We start from the raw sequence: 16,583 nt of genomic DNA on the forward strand, positions 1-16,583 counted from the left end.
TAGCTGATGGTGGTGGTACGGGTTTCATCGACCGCAAGGTCATCGAAGTCCGCTCCTGGAATGAAGGCGTAACTGCCATCTTCAGAAACAGTGAACTCCCCGCCTTGCGTGCCAGCGATAGCCTGCCCGACACCTGCCGAGTCGCCATTCACCTGGCTCACCACCAAGGCATCATTATCACCACTGGTATCGTTCAGAAGCACATTACCAACGGCGAGAGTATTCTCATCTGTCGTTTTCTGATCCGGATTGGCCTCCGGGGAAATATTGGATACCTCCAGCAGAATGGTATCCGTCACAGTGCCGCCATTACCATCGTCAGCTGTGACGACAATATTGAAGGGACCATTCTGCGAAGCATCCGATGCCAGTGTCCCCGTGATACGGCCGGTCGTCTGGTTGATGCTTAGGCCAGCAGGCAAACCCGTAGCGGTAAATGACAGCACATCACTGGCATCCACATCGCTGAAGGCATCACCCGCAGGAATATCAATCTCATCCGCATCATTGGCTGAAAGGTCATCTGTCGGGGCACTGACCACTGGCGCATCGTTGGCACCGTTGACAGTAACGCTCACAGTCGAGGTATCGAAGCCCCCCTGGCCATCGCTGACCTGATAACTGATGGTGGTAGTTCGAGTCTCATCAGCCGCGAGGTCATCGAAGTCCGCGCCCGGCGCGAAGTCATAGCTGCCATCGGCATTGACGGTGAACTGGCCACCGTTGTCACCGGCAGTCGGCTGACCGACATTGGCAGCATCTTCGCCCACTCGACTGACAACCAAGGCATCAGTGTCATTGAGCCCATCATTGTCATTGGCTAGCACATTACCGGAGGCCGGTGCTTTCTCATCCACAGACACGGCATCTGCACCGGCTACGGGTGCTGGATTATTGACCGCCAAGTCAAAAGTGTCCGAAACCTGATTCCCCTGAGAATCAGTGCCCACTACAGTAATGGCGTATGGACCATTCGCGGAACTATCAGCAGTGAGAGTTCCTGTAATCTCCCCGGTTTCGGCATCTATCGAAAGCCCTTCTGGTAGACCTGAGACCGTATACGTCAAGTCATCGTAATTATCCAAATCACCAAAGACATCGGCCGTCCCCAAGGCAAATGAATCACCATCGGAGGCACTTTGATTTGCATAAGGCATGATGACAGCCACACTAGACTGCCCAGAAGACTGATTACCATTGGTATCAATCACGGTATATTGAAAATCAGATGTGCCGACATAATCGTCATCAGGCGTAAATATCAACTCGCCGTCCACTGACAAGGCAACACTACCGCCTTCCACGCCGACACTATCACCACCTGCTTGAATTGCGGCTCCATTGACTTTTGAAACCGTCAGATCTCCACCCCCTTGACCGTCGTTGGCCAAGGGGTCGAAGATAACCGGAGTATTGGCTTCGGTTGTAGCAAAGTCGTCACGTGCAGCTGGGAGGTTTATTGTCACGCCATCATTGGTATAATTGACATCCTCACCGTTGCCAGTATTAATATCTTCGAACAACAAACCTACCTGACGATAGTCATTCGATATTCCAGCGCGGTAAGTGAATGATGAGACATTTTCATAGCCCGCAGACACCATATTCTGCGTCTCATCGCGTGACAATGGTACGGTATCACCTCCACCAACGGCGCTAAGAGAGCTATCGGCACTATTTATTTCTGCCGAAACATCGGTAAATTCTTCCGTGGTAAAATTATTGGCATTATAAAAAAGTACCGATTCCGTGTTTTTATCCAGATCAACCGCTGTAGCCGTAAAACTGATATACTGAGCAGTGTCGGTATCCGCTGACACGAAATCAATAGTAAACTGAACATATCCAGATGGATTTGCAGAGTTGAACTGGCTTACAAATGCCGAATCAATACCACCACCAACGTCGATTTCATCTATCGTTACACCCGACGATACTTCATCGATTGTAACTATAGCATCGAGACCTTCTGCAACATCATTGTAACGATAAACATTTCCAGCTATGAAAGCGTCTTCGTTACCACTGACAAAATCTCGGTCATTTGAGAAGTTAAGCTCTACAGTATCTGCCAGCTTACCGCCCCAAGCCGTCGCGGCAATTGAAGCGGCTTCAATATCACCCGTCTGGTTTTCCAGGTCCCAATCCCCTCCAAGAGCCTGGCTACCCGTGTCATCAGACGATGAAGCAATATCTGCTCCCGTGAGATTGGCAAGCTGAGTCGCTGCCTCCAAGCCTGCATCCCCAGAACTGAAATCACAAGCATAAAGAAGGATGTCACCTTCTTTCGTCAAGGCGCTGCCGATAGCTGCCAGCTCGTCGCTATATTCATCAGCCATACTTTCCGCGTCGAGCGTTGCGGTACCGAGGCTCAGCTCACCTTCTTCCCCATGAGACAGAATGTGAACGGCTGAAATATCCTGCTGACCATCCAGGTACCTGGCCATCTGCTCGACACCGTCAGTCTCTCCATTGAGCACCACAACCTCAGCCTCGGGATCCAACTCATCAACCAATGACTGATAATTGGTGACATTACTATCGACGAAGATGACTGCGCGAGAGGCTTGTGATGCTGCATCAGACTTCTCAGTGTCATCAGCAGTATCACTGGCAGAAGACTGTCGATCACTGGTGGCGTCATCCTGCTGCCGAGCCGCCTGACTGGCTTGCAATGCCTTGGTAGCAGGAGATTGGGATTGAGCTGCCACGGCTTCTGCCGTCATGCTGCCTTGCTGGGCATGTTCAGCTGTTCCGTGATCGGACGAGTAATCCTGATCCGTTGCAGTATCAGCGGCAGTACCGACCGCAGCACCGTCGAACAGGAACCGAGGCTCCAGGGAGCGAATCAATGCTGGGCGTAGATTCTTGGGGGTCTTGTTATCACTCATCCTATCGCTCCTAACCTCGCGGTCCATGCTCGTCAAGGGGGGGGGGCTGACACTTCGATGTATCAGTATTCTGGGCTAGCTCAATCATACGATGAAAACCAGCATCCAGATCAAGGCCTCCCACAAAATCATTATTTCGATGATATAAGATAGAGCTGATAAACAAAAGAGAGCCGACTCCCTTCGCGTCAATCGTGGGAGTACCGAGAGAGCTTCCGCGAGATCCACGAGGATGCCATATCACATCTGATCAAAAAGTCAACAGACAACTCAATATCACCCACTAATAACTCGCTAAGAATCACAACCAAAATAGGCTAAAGCTTTCACCGATGTTGTTACAACAATGACCAATTCATTATGACTGAATATTCCAAACGAGACCTTTTACGCTCACCGCATGGTGCGGGTTCTACGATGGATATGCTCGCAATTGCTCGATAACAGCCATAACAATCAATGCCCGCTCACCTTCATCCGGCAGTGAGATAAATGAAGACAATGCCGCAGATTAGTTATCCTAAATTCATAGAATAACCGCAGCACTTTGGACCGCACGATAGGGGTAGGAGAGCCAGTGCCGGCACCCTTATCGGCTCACAGAGCAAAGTGAAGCAGAGTATGGAATATCGGCAGCTGACCGAGACCCAACGATACCGGGTCCACGCCCAGCATGACTCGGACATAATCCGGCGCCAGATCGGCGGGGAGCTGAACATCTGCAGTAGCGCGATCAACCGTGAAATTCGCCGCAACGTCGCCGCTGATGGATGTGATCCTTAGCAGGCTCAGACATTCAGTGTTCATCGGCGCCGCACCCAAGCCTGATGGCTGCCGTTGCCGGTCTACTAAGTGAGGAGTGGAACCCACAGCAAATCAGTGGCTCCATGGCGCCCTTGGCCGGCGCCAGTGTCAATTATCAATGGATCTACTCCTTGATCTGGGACGACAAGATACGAGGAGGTAGCCCTTGGCGGCATCTCAGTCAGCCCAAACGCCGCAATAAGCATTGCACACACGCCATGAGCGTCGGATTGGGCAACCCTCCCAAACCGAGTCGATATCGAGCACCGCCCAGATGAGATTAATGACCGGCGGTTCATTGGGCCACTGGGAAGGCGGCACCGTGATACAGGACCACGGGCAATCGGGCCTGGTCACGCTGTCAGAGCGTCGCAGTGGCTATTTACTGGCGGTACGACTGCCCAGGATCTCAGTCGAGTTGACTCAAGAAGCGATGATCCGTTTGTTGAAGCCGCGTCAGGCAGCGGTTCAGACCATCAAACTTGACAATGGCCCGGAATTCGCTGGCCACAAACGGTGATCAAGGCCGTGACTGCGGCGATGTACTTCTGCGATCTCTACTGCTCTTGACAGCGTGGGACCAACGAGAACACGAATGGTTTTATACGGCTGTACTATCCTAGTGAAACGGATTACCGCCAAGTCAGCAATTAAGAGCTACGCAAGGTGGTCGAAAAGCTGAATGACCGCCCTCGAAAACGTCTCGGCTTCCGGACACCGGTGCAGGTGTTTCTAGGGAATACTCGGGAAGCCTAGATACCGCAGGTGCTGTGTTTATTGCTTGAATTCAGGTATCAAATCGGCCGTAAGCTTCGTCATGGCCATCATTCTGGCGCATCTCAAAGCTTCACCTCGTCGTTGACCCGCTCATAGAACGCCACTCTGCATGCCTGCTGAGGATTCAAGAATTCAAGACATAGTCATCAAAACTGCAGACAGGCCTCCCTACTCCCCTCTCTACTCCGCTCTCTATCCCCCCTCCCGCCTCTGTTCGCTGTCCTACCCCCATCGAACCGAGCTGCGCATCGGCGTTATTTCCTCTGCATTTCAATGAGTTGAAGCCGTCAGTCAATCGACCTGCATGCAAATGAAAAAATAATTAAAAATTTCACTTGCGTGACTTTATCTGCCGTCTATTTTCATTTGTGACGCGAGAAGATTCATCGAGTGCTGTATCAGCTACAGCGCATTCACTGACGATGGATGGGGACCTTGCCGGCGCGACGAAAGGCGGCGTTCCTGCCCCGCTCCCATGACAACAATAAAATCTGCTCTCGATATTCCTGTCGGCTTGTCAGGTGTCTGACGAGATCTGGCATGGAGCATCAGGACCCCTTCCTGGAGGTACCCCAGTGACAGCAATACGCAATCCCGCAGCGGCTGAGCGTGCTGGTAACAACGGCGTTCCGCGCTCGTCCGGTCTGCTAGGCAACTACGACAAGGGGCTGTTCTGGCCCGTCCTCAGCATCTACACCCTGATCATGATCTATGCCCTGGCGGCACCGGAACAGACCGGCGCAGCGCTTTCCGGCATACGCGACTTCCTGATCTTCAATTTCGGCTGGAGCTTCGTGCTCGGTGTCGCCGCGACACTGATCTTCAGCTTCTATCTGCTGCTCAGCCCCTTCGGCGGTATCCGTCTCGGGCCGGATGATTCGCGCCCCGAATTCAGCTACGTGGCGTGGATCTCGATGATCTTCAGTTGCGGGCTGGGCATCGGTTTCGTGTTCTTCAGCATCGCCGAGCCCCTGACGCACCTCTACACCTCCTCACATGTGCAGGACCTCAATGAAGTCGGCCAGCAGGCAGGGGTAAGCACCGCCATCCTGGACACGCTCATGGACTGGGGCATGCATGGCTGGGCACTGTTTGCCGTGGCCGCTTGGGCCATTGCCTTTCCGGCCTATCGTCTGGGGCAGCCGCTGACCGTCGCCACCGGCCTCTACGGACTTCTGGGGGAGCGCTGCAACAGCAGCCTGTGGGGCAAGCTTGCCAACGGGCTGGGGGTGATCGGCACCATCGGCGGCAATGCCACCATGATCGGCCTGGGCGTCACCTCCATCAGCTATGCCTTGAAGGTGCTGTTCGGGCTCGAGTTCGGTGCCTTCGGTCAGGCCATGGTGATGCTGGTGATCATCATCGCCTACGTGGCATCGGCGGCGACCGGCATCGAGCGCGGCATCAAGTACCTCAGCCTGCTCAACATGGTCATGGCCGGTGCCATATTGCTGGCGCTGCTGGCCTTCGGTCATGCCCCGGCGCAATACCTGCTGAACATGATCACCCAGCAGTTCGGTGACTACTTCGGCTCGGTGTTCGTCACTCAGTTCTGGACCGACGCGGGCAGCTTCGAACAGCGCGAATGGGTGGGCTGGTGGATGATCTTCTACTGGCTCTGGTACATCTCCTACATCCCCTTCTGCGGCGGTTTCATCGCGCGCATCTCCCGCGGCCGCACCCTGCGCGAATTCGTGTTCGGCGTGGTGGTGGTGCCGATGCTGCTGTCGATCGTGTGGTTCAGCATCTGGGGTGGCTCGGCCGGCTATGCCGAGGTCAATCAGATCGTGCCGCTGTGGGAGAGCGTGCAGGGCAATCCGGAATCCGGCATCTACCTGTTGCTGCAGAGCATGCCCGGCGGCTGGTGGCTGTGCCTCGCGGTGCTGTTCAACATCATCGTCTTCGCCGTCACCACCTCGGATTCGGCCTCGTTCTTCTCGGCCATGCAGGTCTCCAATGGCAACGAGAATCCAAAGATCCTGATGCGTCTGCTGTGGGGCGTGATCATCGGTGTCACCGGCATCGTCTTCCAGCTTGCCGGAGGCTTCAACGCCATCAAGAGCCTGGCGATCGTGGTCGGTGCGCCCTTCTTCCTCGTCAGCATCGCCTACATGTTCTCGGTCTATCGCATGCTCAAGGCGACCCACGAGCAGCCCGCGACGGCCATGCAGCCGGCCCCTCAGGCCAGACCGATGCCTGCCGAAGCCGCTGAGCCTGAAGCCCCGAGCGCTGCCACACCCGCCACGCCAGCTACCACGTCCAGTACCTCGCCAATTACCACGCCAGGCACCACTGCCACGCCAACCCCGCACGCCCTCCCGGGATCGGGAAGCCAACCCATCCCGGGCGCGACCTGAGCGGCATGATGCGCCTCACGTCGACTCGGGCAGGCAGAGACCCCAGAGCGCAACGCGCCTGGACAAGCACCGCCATTGATCGCCAATGACAACGATCGCCAACAACAACACGGATGGTGACCCACGATGACTGTCAAGCAGCCTTACAACCCTCACTACGACCCTCTCAAGGACACATCACCGGGTGAAGGAGTGGATTATGCGCCGAGCTACTGGCGCTACCACGCCGGCCCGCCTCCCGAGGATGATGGCCCCATCACTGACGACATGGAGGCAGACGTGGTGCTGATCGGCGCCGGCTTTACCGGCCTTGCCACGGCGATGTTCCTGGCGCGCGAGCACGGCATCAAGGCGGTGGTGCTGGAGGCCAATCAGATCGGCTGGGGCTGCACCAGCCGCAATGGCGGCCAGGGCCATCTGGCCTGGGGACGCCTGAGCCGCAGCCAGTGGGTCAGGAAATGGGGGGTCGACATGGCGCGCCAGCTGCACGCCAATAGTCTCGAGGGTTTCGAGGTCTTCAAGTCTCTGACCCAGGACCCGGAAGTGGATTGCGAGCCTCAACCGCTGGGCAATCTGCTGATCGCCCATAGCCCACAGGCCATGCAGCATCTCGAGGCCGAATCACGCCTGTGCAACAACATCCTCGGTTACCGGACCCGGACACTGGACCGTGCGACGGTCCATCGGGACTTCATGGGCGATCAGGAAAGTCACGGCGCGATGCTGGAGCCCGAGGGCATCGCCGTGCAGCCGCTCAAGCTGGCCTACAGCTATGCGCGTATCGCGCGCCGCCATGGCGCCAGAATCCACACCAGCAGCCCGGTGCAACACTGGACGACAGAGAACGGCATCCACTATCTGCAGACACCGGGAGGCACGGTAAAGGCACGCGCGGTAGGCATCGCCACGGCGGGCTATACCAGCCCCAACCTCCACTCACTGACCGCCTATCGCAACATGCCGATCATGGCCAATTCGGTGTGGACGCGCACACTGACCGACGATGAGATCGAGGCTTGCGGCCTGCGTTCGACCATCCTGACCACGGACACCCGCAAGCTGCGCTATTACTATCGGCTGCTGCCCGAGAAACGCCTGCAGATCGGCACGCGCAGCGCCATCAGCGGCGCGGATGCGCAGAATGCTCGTCATCTGGATGTGGTGCACGCCGCCATTGCACGCAAGTTCCCGGCGCTGGCCGGCATCGAGACACCGTGGTTCTCGCATGGCTGGATGGATATCTCCCACGACATGATGCCGCGCATCGTGCAGCCGGACCCCAAGCAGCAGATCTTCTACTCCCAGGGTTACAGCGGCAACGGCGTGTCGTTCTCGGCCTATGCCTCCAGACAACTCGCCGCGCTGATCGCCGGTCATTCACTGCCCGAGCGCCACCTGCCGATCTTCAACTCCCCACTGCCCGCCCATCCGCTCAGGCCGATCCGACGCATGGGGCAGCATCTGCTCTACAAGTATTTCCAGGTGCTGGACAAGGTGAGCTGAGCCACGACTCGCTCTCTACGCTCACCGACCACCGTCTTTCATGTTGCTCAACACGCCACGGCGCTCCCGAATGACGTCGCGGCACCTCCCACTGGCATGCCACTCGCGGCATGCATGCACCAGAGACCCGTACCATGAACCGTGAACAGATGACCGCCATGTTCGATGCCTTCAATCGCCACGCCATCGATGACGTCATGGAGTACTTCGCCGATGATGTGGTCTTCGACACCGTGTCCGGCGATGAGGCGCACGGCACGCGTATCGTCGGCAAGGCCGCCGTGCGCGATGCCTTCGTGAATACCTGGACGACCATGCCTGATGTGCAGTGGGCCAAGGGCGAGTTCTTCTTCGCCGATCAGCGCGTCGTCTCCGAATGCACCTTCATGGCGACCCAGCCCGATGGCCTGCGTGTCGAGGCCGATAGCGTGGATCTCTTCACCATCGAGAAGGGCAAGATCACCCGCAAACAGGCCTTCCGCAAGCAGCGACCGGCCTTTGCCCCAGCTGGGTGATTTTCACGCCCGGCGCACACGCAAAAGGCCAGTCATCATGACTGGCCTTTTGCGTCTCAAGCGTTATCTCTAAAGCCGCTATCTCAGAAGCCGTTATCTCATAAACCGCTATCTCAAGCCCTGAACCAACACCAGTCCCGACACGACGATTTGATAACGGCACTGACTTATCTCTCCACGCCGCATGCTGATAATCTTGCTGATGAAAACCACTTCACGCATTTCATCTACATGAAATGGCCCTCATTGCCTGACAGCCCCCATTGCCAAGAGGAAACCGGATGATCACGGAGACAGACTCCTCACAGGCATCAGCCGGCAGCACCGCACTCAGCAATGCAGAACAGGAAGACCGTCGCATCGGCAGACAGCTGCGCGACCTGCGCAAGTCCCGTCAGATGACACTTAGCCAACTGGCGAAGCGCGTCGGAAAATCCGTCGGCTATCTGAGCCAGGTGGAGCGCGGCGTCTCCTCCCTCCCCATCGGGGTACTACAGGCCCTGAGTGACGCCCTCGGTGTGCGCGTCAGCTGGTTCTTCCAGCCGGGCGGGAGTGACTCGGCAGCCGAGCAGGAAACTATCGTGCGCGCGGACCAACGCCGCGCCATGAACCTCAGCGCCATCGGTGCACGGGAAGAACTGCTCTCCCCCCGCCTGAGCGGTCAGCTCATCCTGATCATGACCCGCCTGCAGCCCGGCGGCAGCGGCGGTGAGACGCCTCGTGAGCGGCGCGGTGAGGAAGCGGGCTATGTGGAAAGTGGCCAATTGGAGCTGACCATCGGCGAGCAGGTCTTCCTGCTCAACCCGGGCGACAGCTTCTCGCTGACCGGGGAGGAACCCCACTGGATTCGCAACCCCGGCGAGACCGAGACCCGCATCGTCTGGGTGATGACGGGCGTGGAGTACTGATGCAATGGGGTAACAGGCTAGTTCTAAAAAAAGGAGCTGGGGGTCGCCTCGCTAGGCCCGACGCTGTACCCCGTACAAACGTCACTCCTTTACGAAAGTCCTGCACACAGCAAGCTCTTACTGATCCAACATACTGATTCCACAAGCTACATCGAGGAGAAACAAAGTACCGATATACGGCCATATACAAAAAACCGGCACACGATACAGAATCGAAGCGCCGGTTGAAGAGTACAAGCAACGGTATGAAATATCCGCTGGTACAGCTAGCCGCCTGCAAGGAACATCGAGATGCCCGGCAGATAGGTAATGGCCAGCAGCAGCGCTATCATTGCGACAAAGTAGGGAATGATTGCCGCCGATACATCCATGATCTTGACGCCGGATACGGATGAGGCGACGAACAGGTTGACCCCCAAAGGTGGCGTACAGAAGCCGATGGCAAGATTAACGGTCATGATCACACCGAAGTGGAGCGGGTCGACTCCCGCGGCAATCGCTACCGGTAGTAAAAGTGGTGTCAGGATAATGATTGCTGCAATGGTCTCCATGAACATGCCGACGATCAGTAGCAATAGGTTGATCATCAGTAGTAGTACCAAAGGATTGGTCGAAAACCCGGTAATGGCAGCTGCCAGATCTTTCGGCACCTGGGCAATGGTCAGTAACTGGCCAAAGCCACCGGCCACCACTACCAGGATCAGGATCTGTCCGCTAGTCGAGGCACTACGCGCAAACACCTTGGGCAACTCCGACAAGCGAATATCACCGTAGACGAAGACGCCGATGATGATCGAGTAAATGACGGCTACCCCACCCGCTTCGGTAGGCGTGAATATCCCACCATAAATCCCACCCAGGATAATGACTGGGACCAGCAGCGCCCAGATCGAATCGCGCAGCGAAGTGGTCATCGTCTTTCTCGAGAAGCTGGTGCTCTCCTCCAACAACTTACGATTGTGCCTGAGCATCAGACGCGCGGTCAGCATATAGGCAATACCAAACATGATGCCAGGGACGATCCCCGCCATGAATAACTTGCCAATCGAGACCTCCGCGGATACGCCATAGATGATGAAGGGGATGGACGGTGGAATCATCACCCCCACCATGCCTCCGGCTGCCGTCAGAGCAGACGAGAAGCGGCGTGAGTAACCGACCTTTTCCATCTCCGGCACCATGTTCGACCCAATCGCTGCCACGGTAGCCGGTGACGAGCCGGAAATGGCGGCAAAGAAGCAGCAAGCTAGCACGTTGACATAGGCCAACCCGCCTTTGACGTGCCCTACCAGCGAATGAGCAAAACCGACGATACGTCGTGACATGCCCCCCATTTGCATCAGATCGCCGGCCAGTACAAAAAGGGGAACGGCAATCAGCGGAAAGGAGTCCGCTGCCGTCACCAGCGAACGCGCTAGAAGCACCACTGGTGGCGCACCATCGATCAGCAATATCACCAGTAGCGTAGCAAGCCCCATCCCCATGGCCACCGGCATGCCCACAGCGATAAAGGCGAATAACATGCCGATCAGTGAAACAGCGATCATAGGGCACCTCCTTCAAGGCCGGTGCGAGGCAATCTCCACGCCAGCCAACAATGTTGCAGAATGCGAAACGCCGACAATAGCGCACCGGCGGGTGCCGAGGCGTAGTAAAGGGGCATCGGCATCTGGAGCACCACCGATACCTGATACCGCACCATGGGGTTGAGCATCAGCTGGATGCAGTAGAGGCTGATGGTGACTAGAAATGCCACCACGATCAGCCTAACCACCAGTGTCAAGTAACGCTGGATCGCTTCAGGCAGCTGCTCCTTCAAAAAGGTAATCTCGATATGCTTGTCCTGACGAAAGACGTAGCTTACCGCTATCCAGATAAACCAGATAAAGAGCCAACCCACCAGCTCCTCCCCCCAGGACAGGGACGCGTTGAACACGTAGCGCGCCAGCACATTGGCAGATACCAGTGCGACGATCAGTGCTAGCAGCACAACTGACAAACACTCTTCCAAGCTTTCATTCAGCCAACGAATCATCGGCATGTCCTCGAATTTCCGGCTTCGCACATTGAGTGAAAGACCTCTTCCAATTGGGGGCCTCTCGCGGTTGGCGTGCCGGCTCTGTGCTTAATCACTGTTCAGAGGCGCGATCGATGGCAGCCATCCATCCATCAAAGACGTCAACTCCAATACGTTCCCGATATTGGGCGTTGACGCTTGCGGCGATATCAGCAAAGGCCTGATGCTGCTCATCGGACAGGTTGTTTACCTCAACACCAGAGCTCTGGATATGCGCCAAGTGATCGGCGTCCTCCTCAGCTACCAGCTCACGATCGTAGGCGATGGCCTGATCCATCGACTGCTCAATCAAGTGCTGCTGACCTTCAGGCAGAGAGTCAAAGAATGTCTGGGAGATGACCGGCGTATAGGCCGTAAAGATATGCCCCGTAAGTGTCAGGTACTTCTGCACCTCATAGAAGCGCTGCGTGTCGATCAACGAAAGCGGGTTTTCCTGACCATCGATGACTCCCTGCTGTAGAGCGGAATAAACTTCACCGAAGTTCATCGGCGTCGGATTGGCCCCCAGCGCCTTGAAGGTATCGACATGGGCAGGCACCTTCATGGTACGCAGCTTGATGCCCTCCAGATCCTGCGGAGTCTTGATCGGACGAACATTATTGGTTAGGTGGCGCATGCCACTCTCGACCCAGCCAAGTCCCTTCAGACCGATCCGATCGAGTCGTCCCAACAAGGCATCGCCTTCTGGGCCGTCGAGTACCTCAAGCGCAGTGTCTTTGTCCGGGTAGATATAGGCCAGCTCGACCACGCCAAAAGCCGGGTCCCAGTTGGTGAAAAACGATGACGGCGACACCGCCATTTCAAGAATGCCTGTCTGCACCCCTTCAATCATGGATCGATCCCCCCCCAGCTGGGACGACGGGAAGATCTGTACGTCAATCTCGCCATTGGAACCCTCTTCCACCAGGCGCTCGAACTCCATCATCGCTCGCGCCATATGGAATTTTTCATTGGTCCCGTGTCCCAGCTTGATGATGGTGGTGGCCTGAGCCGGCGTGGCGGCGACCAGCAGGCTGATAAGCATCCATTTCTTGATCATGGCGAACTCTCACTATTGTTATTGAGTAGTCAATCCGAAACTGGTATTCCAGATTCCGAAATGAAGATTGATTGATACCAAAAGGATCTGTCAAGAAAGCGCCATGGCGCTACCGCCCCTCTTCTGATCTACCTCTGTTTTGCATTGCCTTACTTCCCCGCCAAACCGGTAGCGTCACGCCTTTTAAAAAACACACCTAATATATTGTTTTTTATGAATAATTATTATATTAGAAAGCGCATAAAGCATCGATTTCCAACACCTCAAGATAGCGAGTTCGGCACCGTGGTTACTTTAGTTCACATGACCAATGTCTAATGACACTATCGACCAATCCTCTTTGACAGCTCACCTCTAGCTTGTATATTTCAGCTCATCTGGTGCCTGGTACACCAGTTGAACAAAAGACAGCAACGAACAATTACGAGGTAGTGCCATGCCCACCAGACCGAAGGTGATCATCACTGATCACGACTTCGCCGATATCGAGTTGGAGCGCGAAATTCTCGAGAAGGCGGGAGCCCAAGTAATAGCCCTGCAAGCCAAATCGGAGCAGGACCTGCTAGAACACGCTGCCGACTGCGCTGCCATGATCAACCAATATGCCTACATCGGTGCCAGCACCATCGCCGCCATGCAGCGCTGCCAGGTCATCGCCCGTTACGGCGTCGGTACGGACATCGTTGACGTGGCGGCAGCCACCGCCAAGGGGATCCAGGTCACCAACGTGCGCAATTACTGCACCGAGGAAGTTGCTGACCACGCCATCAGTCTCTGGCTGGCCTTGGCGCGCGGGCTGTTCGCCTACGACCGGGCCACCCATCGTGGTGAGTGGCGCTGGCAGAGCGCGGCTCCTCTAAATCGTCTTCGTGGCCAGACTGTTGGCATCGTTTCCTTTGGCGCCATCGGCCAGGCCATAGCGCAACGTGCCAAGGCATTCGGCGCCCAGGTAATCATTCACGACCCCTACGTCGATAGCGCCACCATCGCGGCCCATCAGGTTGCGGCAGTGGACAAGGGTGCACTGCTGGCAGAGTCCGACGTGGTCATGATGCAGGTGCCAATGACAACGGAAACTCGTCACTTCTTGAGCGAGAAGGAATTTCGCTCAATGAAACCCAACGCATTGGTGGTCTGCACTGGCCGTGGACCCACCATCGATAACCGCGCGCTCTACAAGGCGTTGTCAGAGGGATGGATAGCTGGGGCGGGACTCGATGATCCCGAGGAGGAGCCAGCCAAACGTAAACACTGGTCCCCCAACGACAATCCTCTGTTCTCACTCCCCAACGTCATCGTGACCCCTCATGCCGCCTACTACTCGGAGGAATCACTGCGTGCGGCCCGCACTATCGCTGCCCAGGAAGTAGCCCGGGTGCTGACCGGTCAGGCACCACTTAATCCGGTCAACAAGCCGGCTCACTGAAACACGAAAACACGAAAACACAACGATCAGAGGAACTATCCCATGCTCAAGCAATTCAATGATTTCAAGCGTGACTCGGCACTGCTCGAGAAATTCGACAAGGTGTTGTCCTACTACTCCGCCACGGCTGTCTTCGCCGACTCCCAGTACCGAACTGGCGTGATGGACAGCGGCATCAAGCCGGCTTTCCGCGCCAAGGTCTGTGGCCAGGCAATTACCGTGCAGCTATCAAAAGGTGACTTGGTCGATCCCCTCAAGGCACTGGAGATGGGTCAGCCAGGTGACATCATCGTTGTCGATGCCGGTGGGGATCCCAACACTTCGGTGTGTGGTGGCCTGATGGGCGCGTTGGCCCAGAATCGTGGCATTCGAGCCATGGTAGTGGACGGCGCGGGGCGTGATACCGATGAACTCGAAGATATCCAATGGCCGATCTGGACACGCGCCATCACTCCGCGTGGTACCCACACCATGTTCTCCGATCGCAAGGAGGAGCTGTCGATCAACGTGCCTATCGCCTGTGGCGGCGTTCCGGTCAATCCTAGTGATTTCATCGTGGCCGATGTGATGGGTGTGACCGTCATTCCGCTGGCCCGAGCAGCCGAGGTAGTCGAACTGGCATTGGAGCAGGCCGAGCGTGAGGAAGCTACCCGCGCATGGGTTCAGCAAGGCAAGACCGTCGAGGACCTGCTGGCCGAGTTCGGGAGAATCTAGGATGTCGCATCCCCTCATGATTGGCATCGACTGGGGAACCTCATCGTTTCGTGCAAGCCTCGTCGATCGTCACGGCGAGGCCCTCGATACCCGCGAGAGTCCCAATGGGATTCTCGCGGTATCCGACAGGGACTTTGCAGGTTTCCTTCGTTACAGCATCAAAAGCTGGTTGACCGACTTCCCCGGCATACCGATTCTTGCCTCGGGCATGATCACCAGCCGTAATGGCTGGATTGAGACGCCCTACCAACCTCTCCCTCTGGGGATCAATGAGCTGGCCAATGCTTTGGTCTGTGAAACCGTTCCCGACCTCGGTCAGGTGCACTTCGTCACTGGCGCGGTGCAATCGCCCGATGGCGAGCGCCCCGATGTCATACGTGGCGAAGAAACCGAGATAGTCGGGTATCTGTCTACCCAAGGTGTCAGTGATGGCACCTTCCTGCTGCCCGGAACCCACAACAAATGGTTGACGGTCGAGAACGATAAGATCACCCGTTTTGTCACCTGCATGACCGGCGAACTCTATGCGATTCTTCGTGAGCACTCACTACTTGGCCGCACCATACGCCAAGGCGAGTTCTCACCAGAAGCCTTTCAGCGTGGGTTACAGACCGCCCGCCAGCATCCTGGACAACTTCTAGCGACCCTGTTCACCACTCGCGCGCTTCACCTATTCGACCAGCTATCCCCAGAGCAAAGCGCTGACTACCTCTCCGGCTTGCTGATCGGCGAGGAATGCCTCGGCCAGTTACAACAGGGGGCAGCCCCTGGCAAGGTCACCATCATCGGCCGCCATGATCTTGCGGAACGATACCGTATTGCCACCGACTTTCTGTCACTACCTTCCACTATGGCGACGCCCGGCCTGTCACGTCACGGGCAGCTGGCCATCGCAAGAGCCGCGGAGCTGATTACATGCTGAACTGGCATCAGGCCTTCGACGCCTGCCCTCTCATCGCCATCCTGCGCGGCATCAAACCCCAGGAAGTCATACCGGTAGCCGATGCCCTGCTTGAGGCAGGATTCCGTCTGATCGAGGTCCCGCTCAATTCTCCCGACCCACTGGAAAGCATTCGCCGCTTGGCAGCCCATGTCGGGGACGATGCCTTAGTGGGGGCAGGAACAGTCACCGCGCCAGATAGCGTAGCCGATGTTGAGCAGGCAGGGGGCCGCCTGATCATTGCCCCTAACCTGGATCCCCGGATCGCAAGCGAAGCCTCGGTCAGAGGGCTGATCTACGGCCCCGGCGTAGGCACTGTCAGTGAGGCTTTCACTGCCATCGAGTCCGGTGCCGACTTTCTCAAACTATTCCCTGCCGAGGCGATCTCGCCTGCCGCAGTCAGGGCCATGCGTGCTGTGCTACCCGAGACAACGCCGTTGTTGCCGGTGGGAGGCATCACGCCAGCCACCATGGCAGGTTACCTCGAGGCAGGAGCACGGGGGTTCGGCCTCGGTGGCGCGCTCTATCAATCTGGCATCGCCAATACAGAGGTCGCCAGGCGAGCAAGAGCATTTATCGCAGCCCACGCCAGCTGGGCTGCGACAGCCAAGCCATAGGTAGCACAACGTGCT

At 56.7% G+C, this 16,583-nt stretch carries 12 protein-coding genes and 1 pseudogene; 9 read left to right on the plus strand and 4 right to left on the minus strand.

Annotated elements, in window-relative coordinates; genetic code table 11:
* On the minus strand, positions 1–2,891 hold a 2,891-nt coding region (locus PJK54_RS16690; RefSeq protein WP_271303387.1), incomplete at its 3' end, for a DUF4347 domain-containing protein.
* A 621-nt stretch (positions 2,892–3,512) separates the two neighbouring features.
* Here PJK54_RS16690 and PJK54_RS17900 point away from each other — a divergent pair.
* The 5 genes and pseudogenes from PJK54_RS17900 to PJK54_RS16715 all read left to right on the plus strand — a co-directional run bounded on the left by PJK54_RS17900 (position 3,513) and on the right by PJK54_RS16715 (position 9,755).
* Positions 3,513–4,480 (plus strand): annotated as a pseudogene (locus tag PJK54_RS17900) (IS30 family transposase).
* 567 nt (positions 4,481–5,047) lie between these two features.
* Entirely contained in the window at positions 5,048–6,829 is a 1,782-nt protein-coding gene (locus PJK54_RS16700; RefSeq protein WP_271303389.1) for a BCCT family transporter, read from the plus strand.
* 126 nt (positions 6,830–6,955) lie between these two features.
* Positions 6,956–8,332, plus strand: coding sequence for an NAD(P)/FAD-dependent oxidoreductase (locus PJK54_RS16705; protein ID WP_271303390.1), 1,377 nt, complete (start codon positions 6,956–6,958; stop codon positions 8,330–8,332).
* A 134-nt stretch (positions 8,333–8,466) separates the two neighbouring features.
* Positions 8,467–8,847 carry a nuclear transport factor 2 family protein gene (locus PJK54_RS16710; RefSeq protein WP_157109445.1) on the plus strand — a complete coding sequence of 127 codons (381 nt, stop codon included), beginning with the start codon at positions 8,467–8,469 and terminating at the stop codon, positions 8,845–8,847.
* A 281-nt stretch (positions 8,848–9,128) separates the two neighbouring features.
* Entirely contained in the window at positions 9,129–9,755 is a 627-nt protein-coding gene (locus tag PJK54_RS16715) for a helix-turn-helix domain-containing protein (RefSeq protein ID WP_136938521.1), read from the plus strand.
* 266 nt (positions 9,756–10,021) lie between these two features.
* Here PJK54_RS16715 and PJK54_RS16720 read toward each other — a convergent pair whose 3' ends face one another.
* The 3 genes from PJK54_RS16720 to PJK54_RS16730 all read right to left on the minus strand — a co-directional run bounded on the left by PJK54_RS16720 (position 10,022) and on the right by PJK54_RS16730 (position 12,871).
* On the minus strand, positions 10,022–11,302 hold the full coding sequence (locus PJK54_RS16720) for a TRAP transporter large permease (RefSeq protein ID WP_271303391.1): 1,281 nt from the start codon (positions 11,300–11,302) through the stop codon (positions 10,022–10,024).
* Positions 11,299–11,790, minus strand: coding sequence for a TRAP transporter small permease (locus PJK54_RS16725; RefSeq protein ID WP_271303392.1), 492 nt, complete (start codon positions 11,788–11,790; stop codon positions 11,299–11,301). The genes PJK54_RS16720 and PJK54_RS16725 overlap by 4 nt, the downstream gene beginning before the upstream one ends.
* 94 nt (positions 11,791–11,884) lie before the next feature.
* Positions 11,885–12,871, minus strand: coding sequence for a TRAP transporter substrate-binding protein (locus PJK54_RS16730; protein ID WP_271303393.1), 987 nt, complete (start codon positions 12,869–12,871; stop codon positions 11,885–11,887).
* Positions 12,872–13,307: 436 nt separating this feature from the next.
* On the opposite strand from PJK54_RS16730, the gene PJK54_RS16735 reads away from it, so the two are divergent.
* From PJK54_RS16735 to PJK54_RS16750, 4 genes are read left to right on the plus strand one after another with little or no spacing between them, the layout of a single operon-like run.
* Positions 13,308–14,297 (plus strand): C-terminal binding protein, encoded by a 990-nt coding sequence (locus PJK54_RS16735; RefSeq protein ID WP_271303394.1) that lies wholly within the window; start codon positions 13,308–13,310, stop codon positions 14,295–14,297.
* Between the two features lie 42 nt (positions 14,298–14,339).
* Positions 14,340–15,011 carry an RraA family protein gene (locus tag PJK54_RS16740; RefSeq protein WP_271303395.1) on the plus strand — a complete coding sequence of 224 codons (672 nt, stop codon included), beginning with the start codon at positions 14,340–14,342 and terminating at the stop codon, positions 15,009–15,011.
* A gap of 1 nt (position 15,012) precedes the next feature.
* On the plus strand, positions 15,013–15,933 hold the full coding sequence (locus PJK54_RS16745) for a 2-dehydro-3-deoxygalactonokinase (protein WP_271303396.1): 921 nt from the start codon (positions 15,013–15,015) through the stop codon (positions 15,931–15,933).
* The gene (locus tag PJK54_RS16750; protein WP_271303397.1) at positions 15,927–16,568 is read left to right on the plus strand and encodes a 2-dehydro-3-deoxy-6-phosphogalactonate aldolase; all 642 of its coding nucleotides are present in this window, start codon (positions 15,927–15,929) and stop codon (positions 16,566–16,568) included. The genes PJK54_RS16745 and PJK54_RS16750 overlap by 7 nt, the downstream gene beginning before the upstream one ends.
* Positions 16,569–16,583 lie beyond the last annotated feature (15 nt).

Origin of the sequence: Cobetia sp. MMG027, assembly GCF_027947415.1 — a bacterium.
Lineage (GTDB): Bacteria > Pseudomonadota > Gammaproteobacteria > Pseudomonadales > Halomonadaceae > Cobetia > Cobetia marina.

Excerpts from the sequence above, each read along its gene's own strand:
- PJK54_RS16740 (WP_271303395.1), top strand. The coding sequence starts at position 14,340 with ATGCTCAAGCAATTCAATGATTTCAAGCGTGACTCGGCACTGCTCGAG.
- PJK54_RS16720 (WP_271303391.1), bottom strand. The coding sequence starts at position 11,302 with ATGATCGCTGTTTCACTGATCGGCATGTTATTCGCCTTTATCGCTGTG.
- PJK54_RS16750 (WP_271303397.1), top strand. The coding sequence starts at position 15,927 with ATGCTGAACTGGCATCAGGCCTTCGACGCCTGCCCTCTCATCGCCATC.
- PJK54_RS16730 (WP_271303393.1), bottom strand. The coding sequence starts at position 12,871 with ATGATCAAGAAATGGATGCTTATCAGCCTGCTGGTCGCCGCCACGCCG.
- PJK54_RS16715 (WP_136938521.1), top strand. The coding sequence starts at position 9,129 with ATGATCACGGAGACAGACTCCTCACAGGCATCAGCCGGCAGCACCGCA.
- PJK54_RS16735 (WP_271303394.1), top strand. The coding sequence starts at position 13,308 with ATGCCCACCAGACCGAAGGTGATCATCACTGATCACGACTTCGCCGAT.
- PJK54_RS16725 (WP_271303392.1), bottom strand. The coding sequence starts at position 11,790 with ATGATTCGTTGGCTGAATGAAAGCTTGGAAGAGTGTTTGTCAGTTGTG.
- PJK54_RS16710 (WP_157109445.1), top strand. The coding sequence starts at position 8,467 with ATGAACCGTGAACAGATGACCGCCATGTTCGATGCCTTCAATCGCCAC.
- PJK54_RS16745 (WP_271303396.1), top strand. The coding sequence starts at position 15,013 with ATGTCGCATCCCCTCATGATTGGCATCGACTGGGGAACCTCATCGTTT.
- PJK54_RS16705 (WP_271303390.1), top strand. The coding sequence starts at position 6,956 with ATGACTGTCAAGCAGCCTTACAACCCTCACTACGACCCTCTCAAGGAC.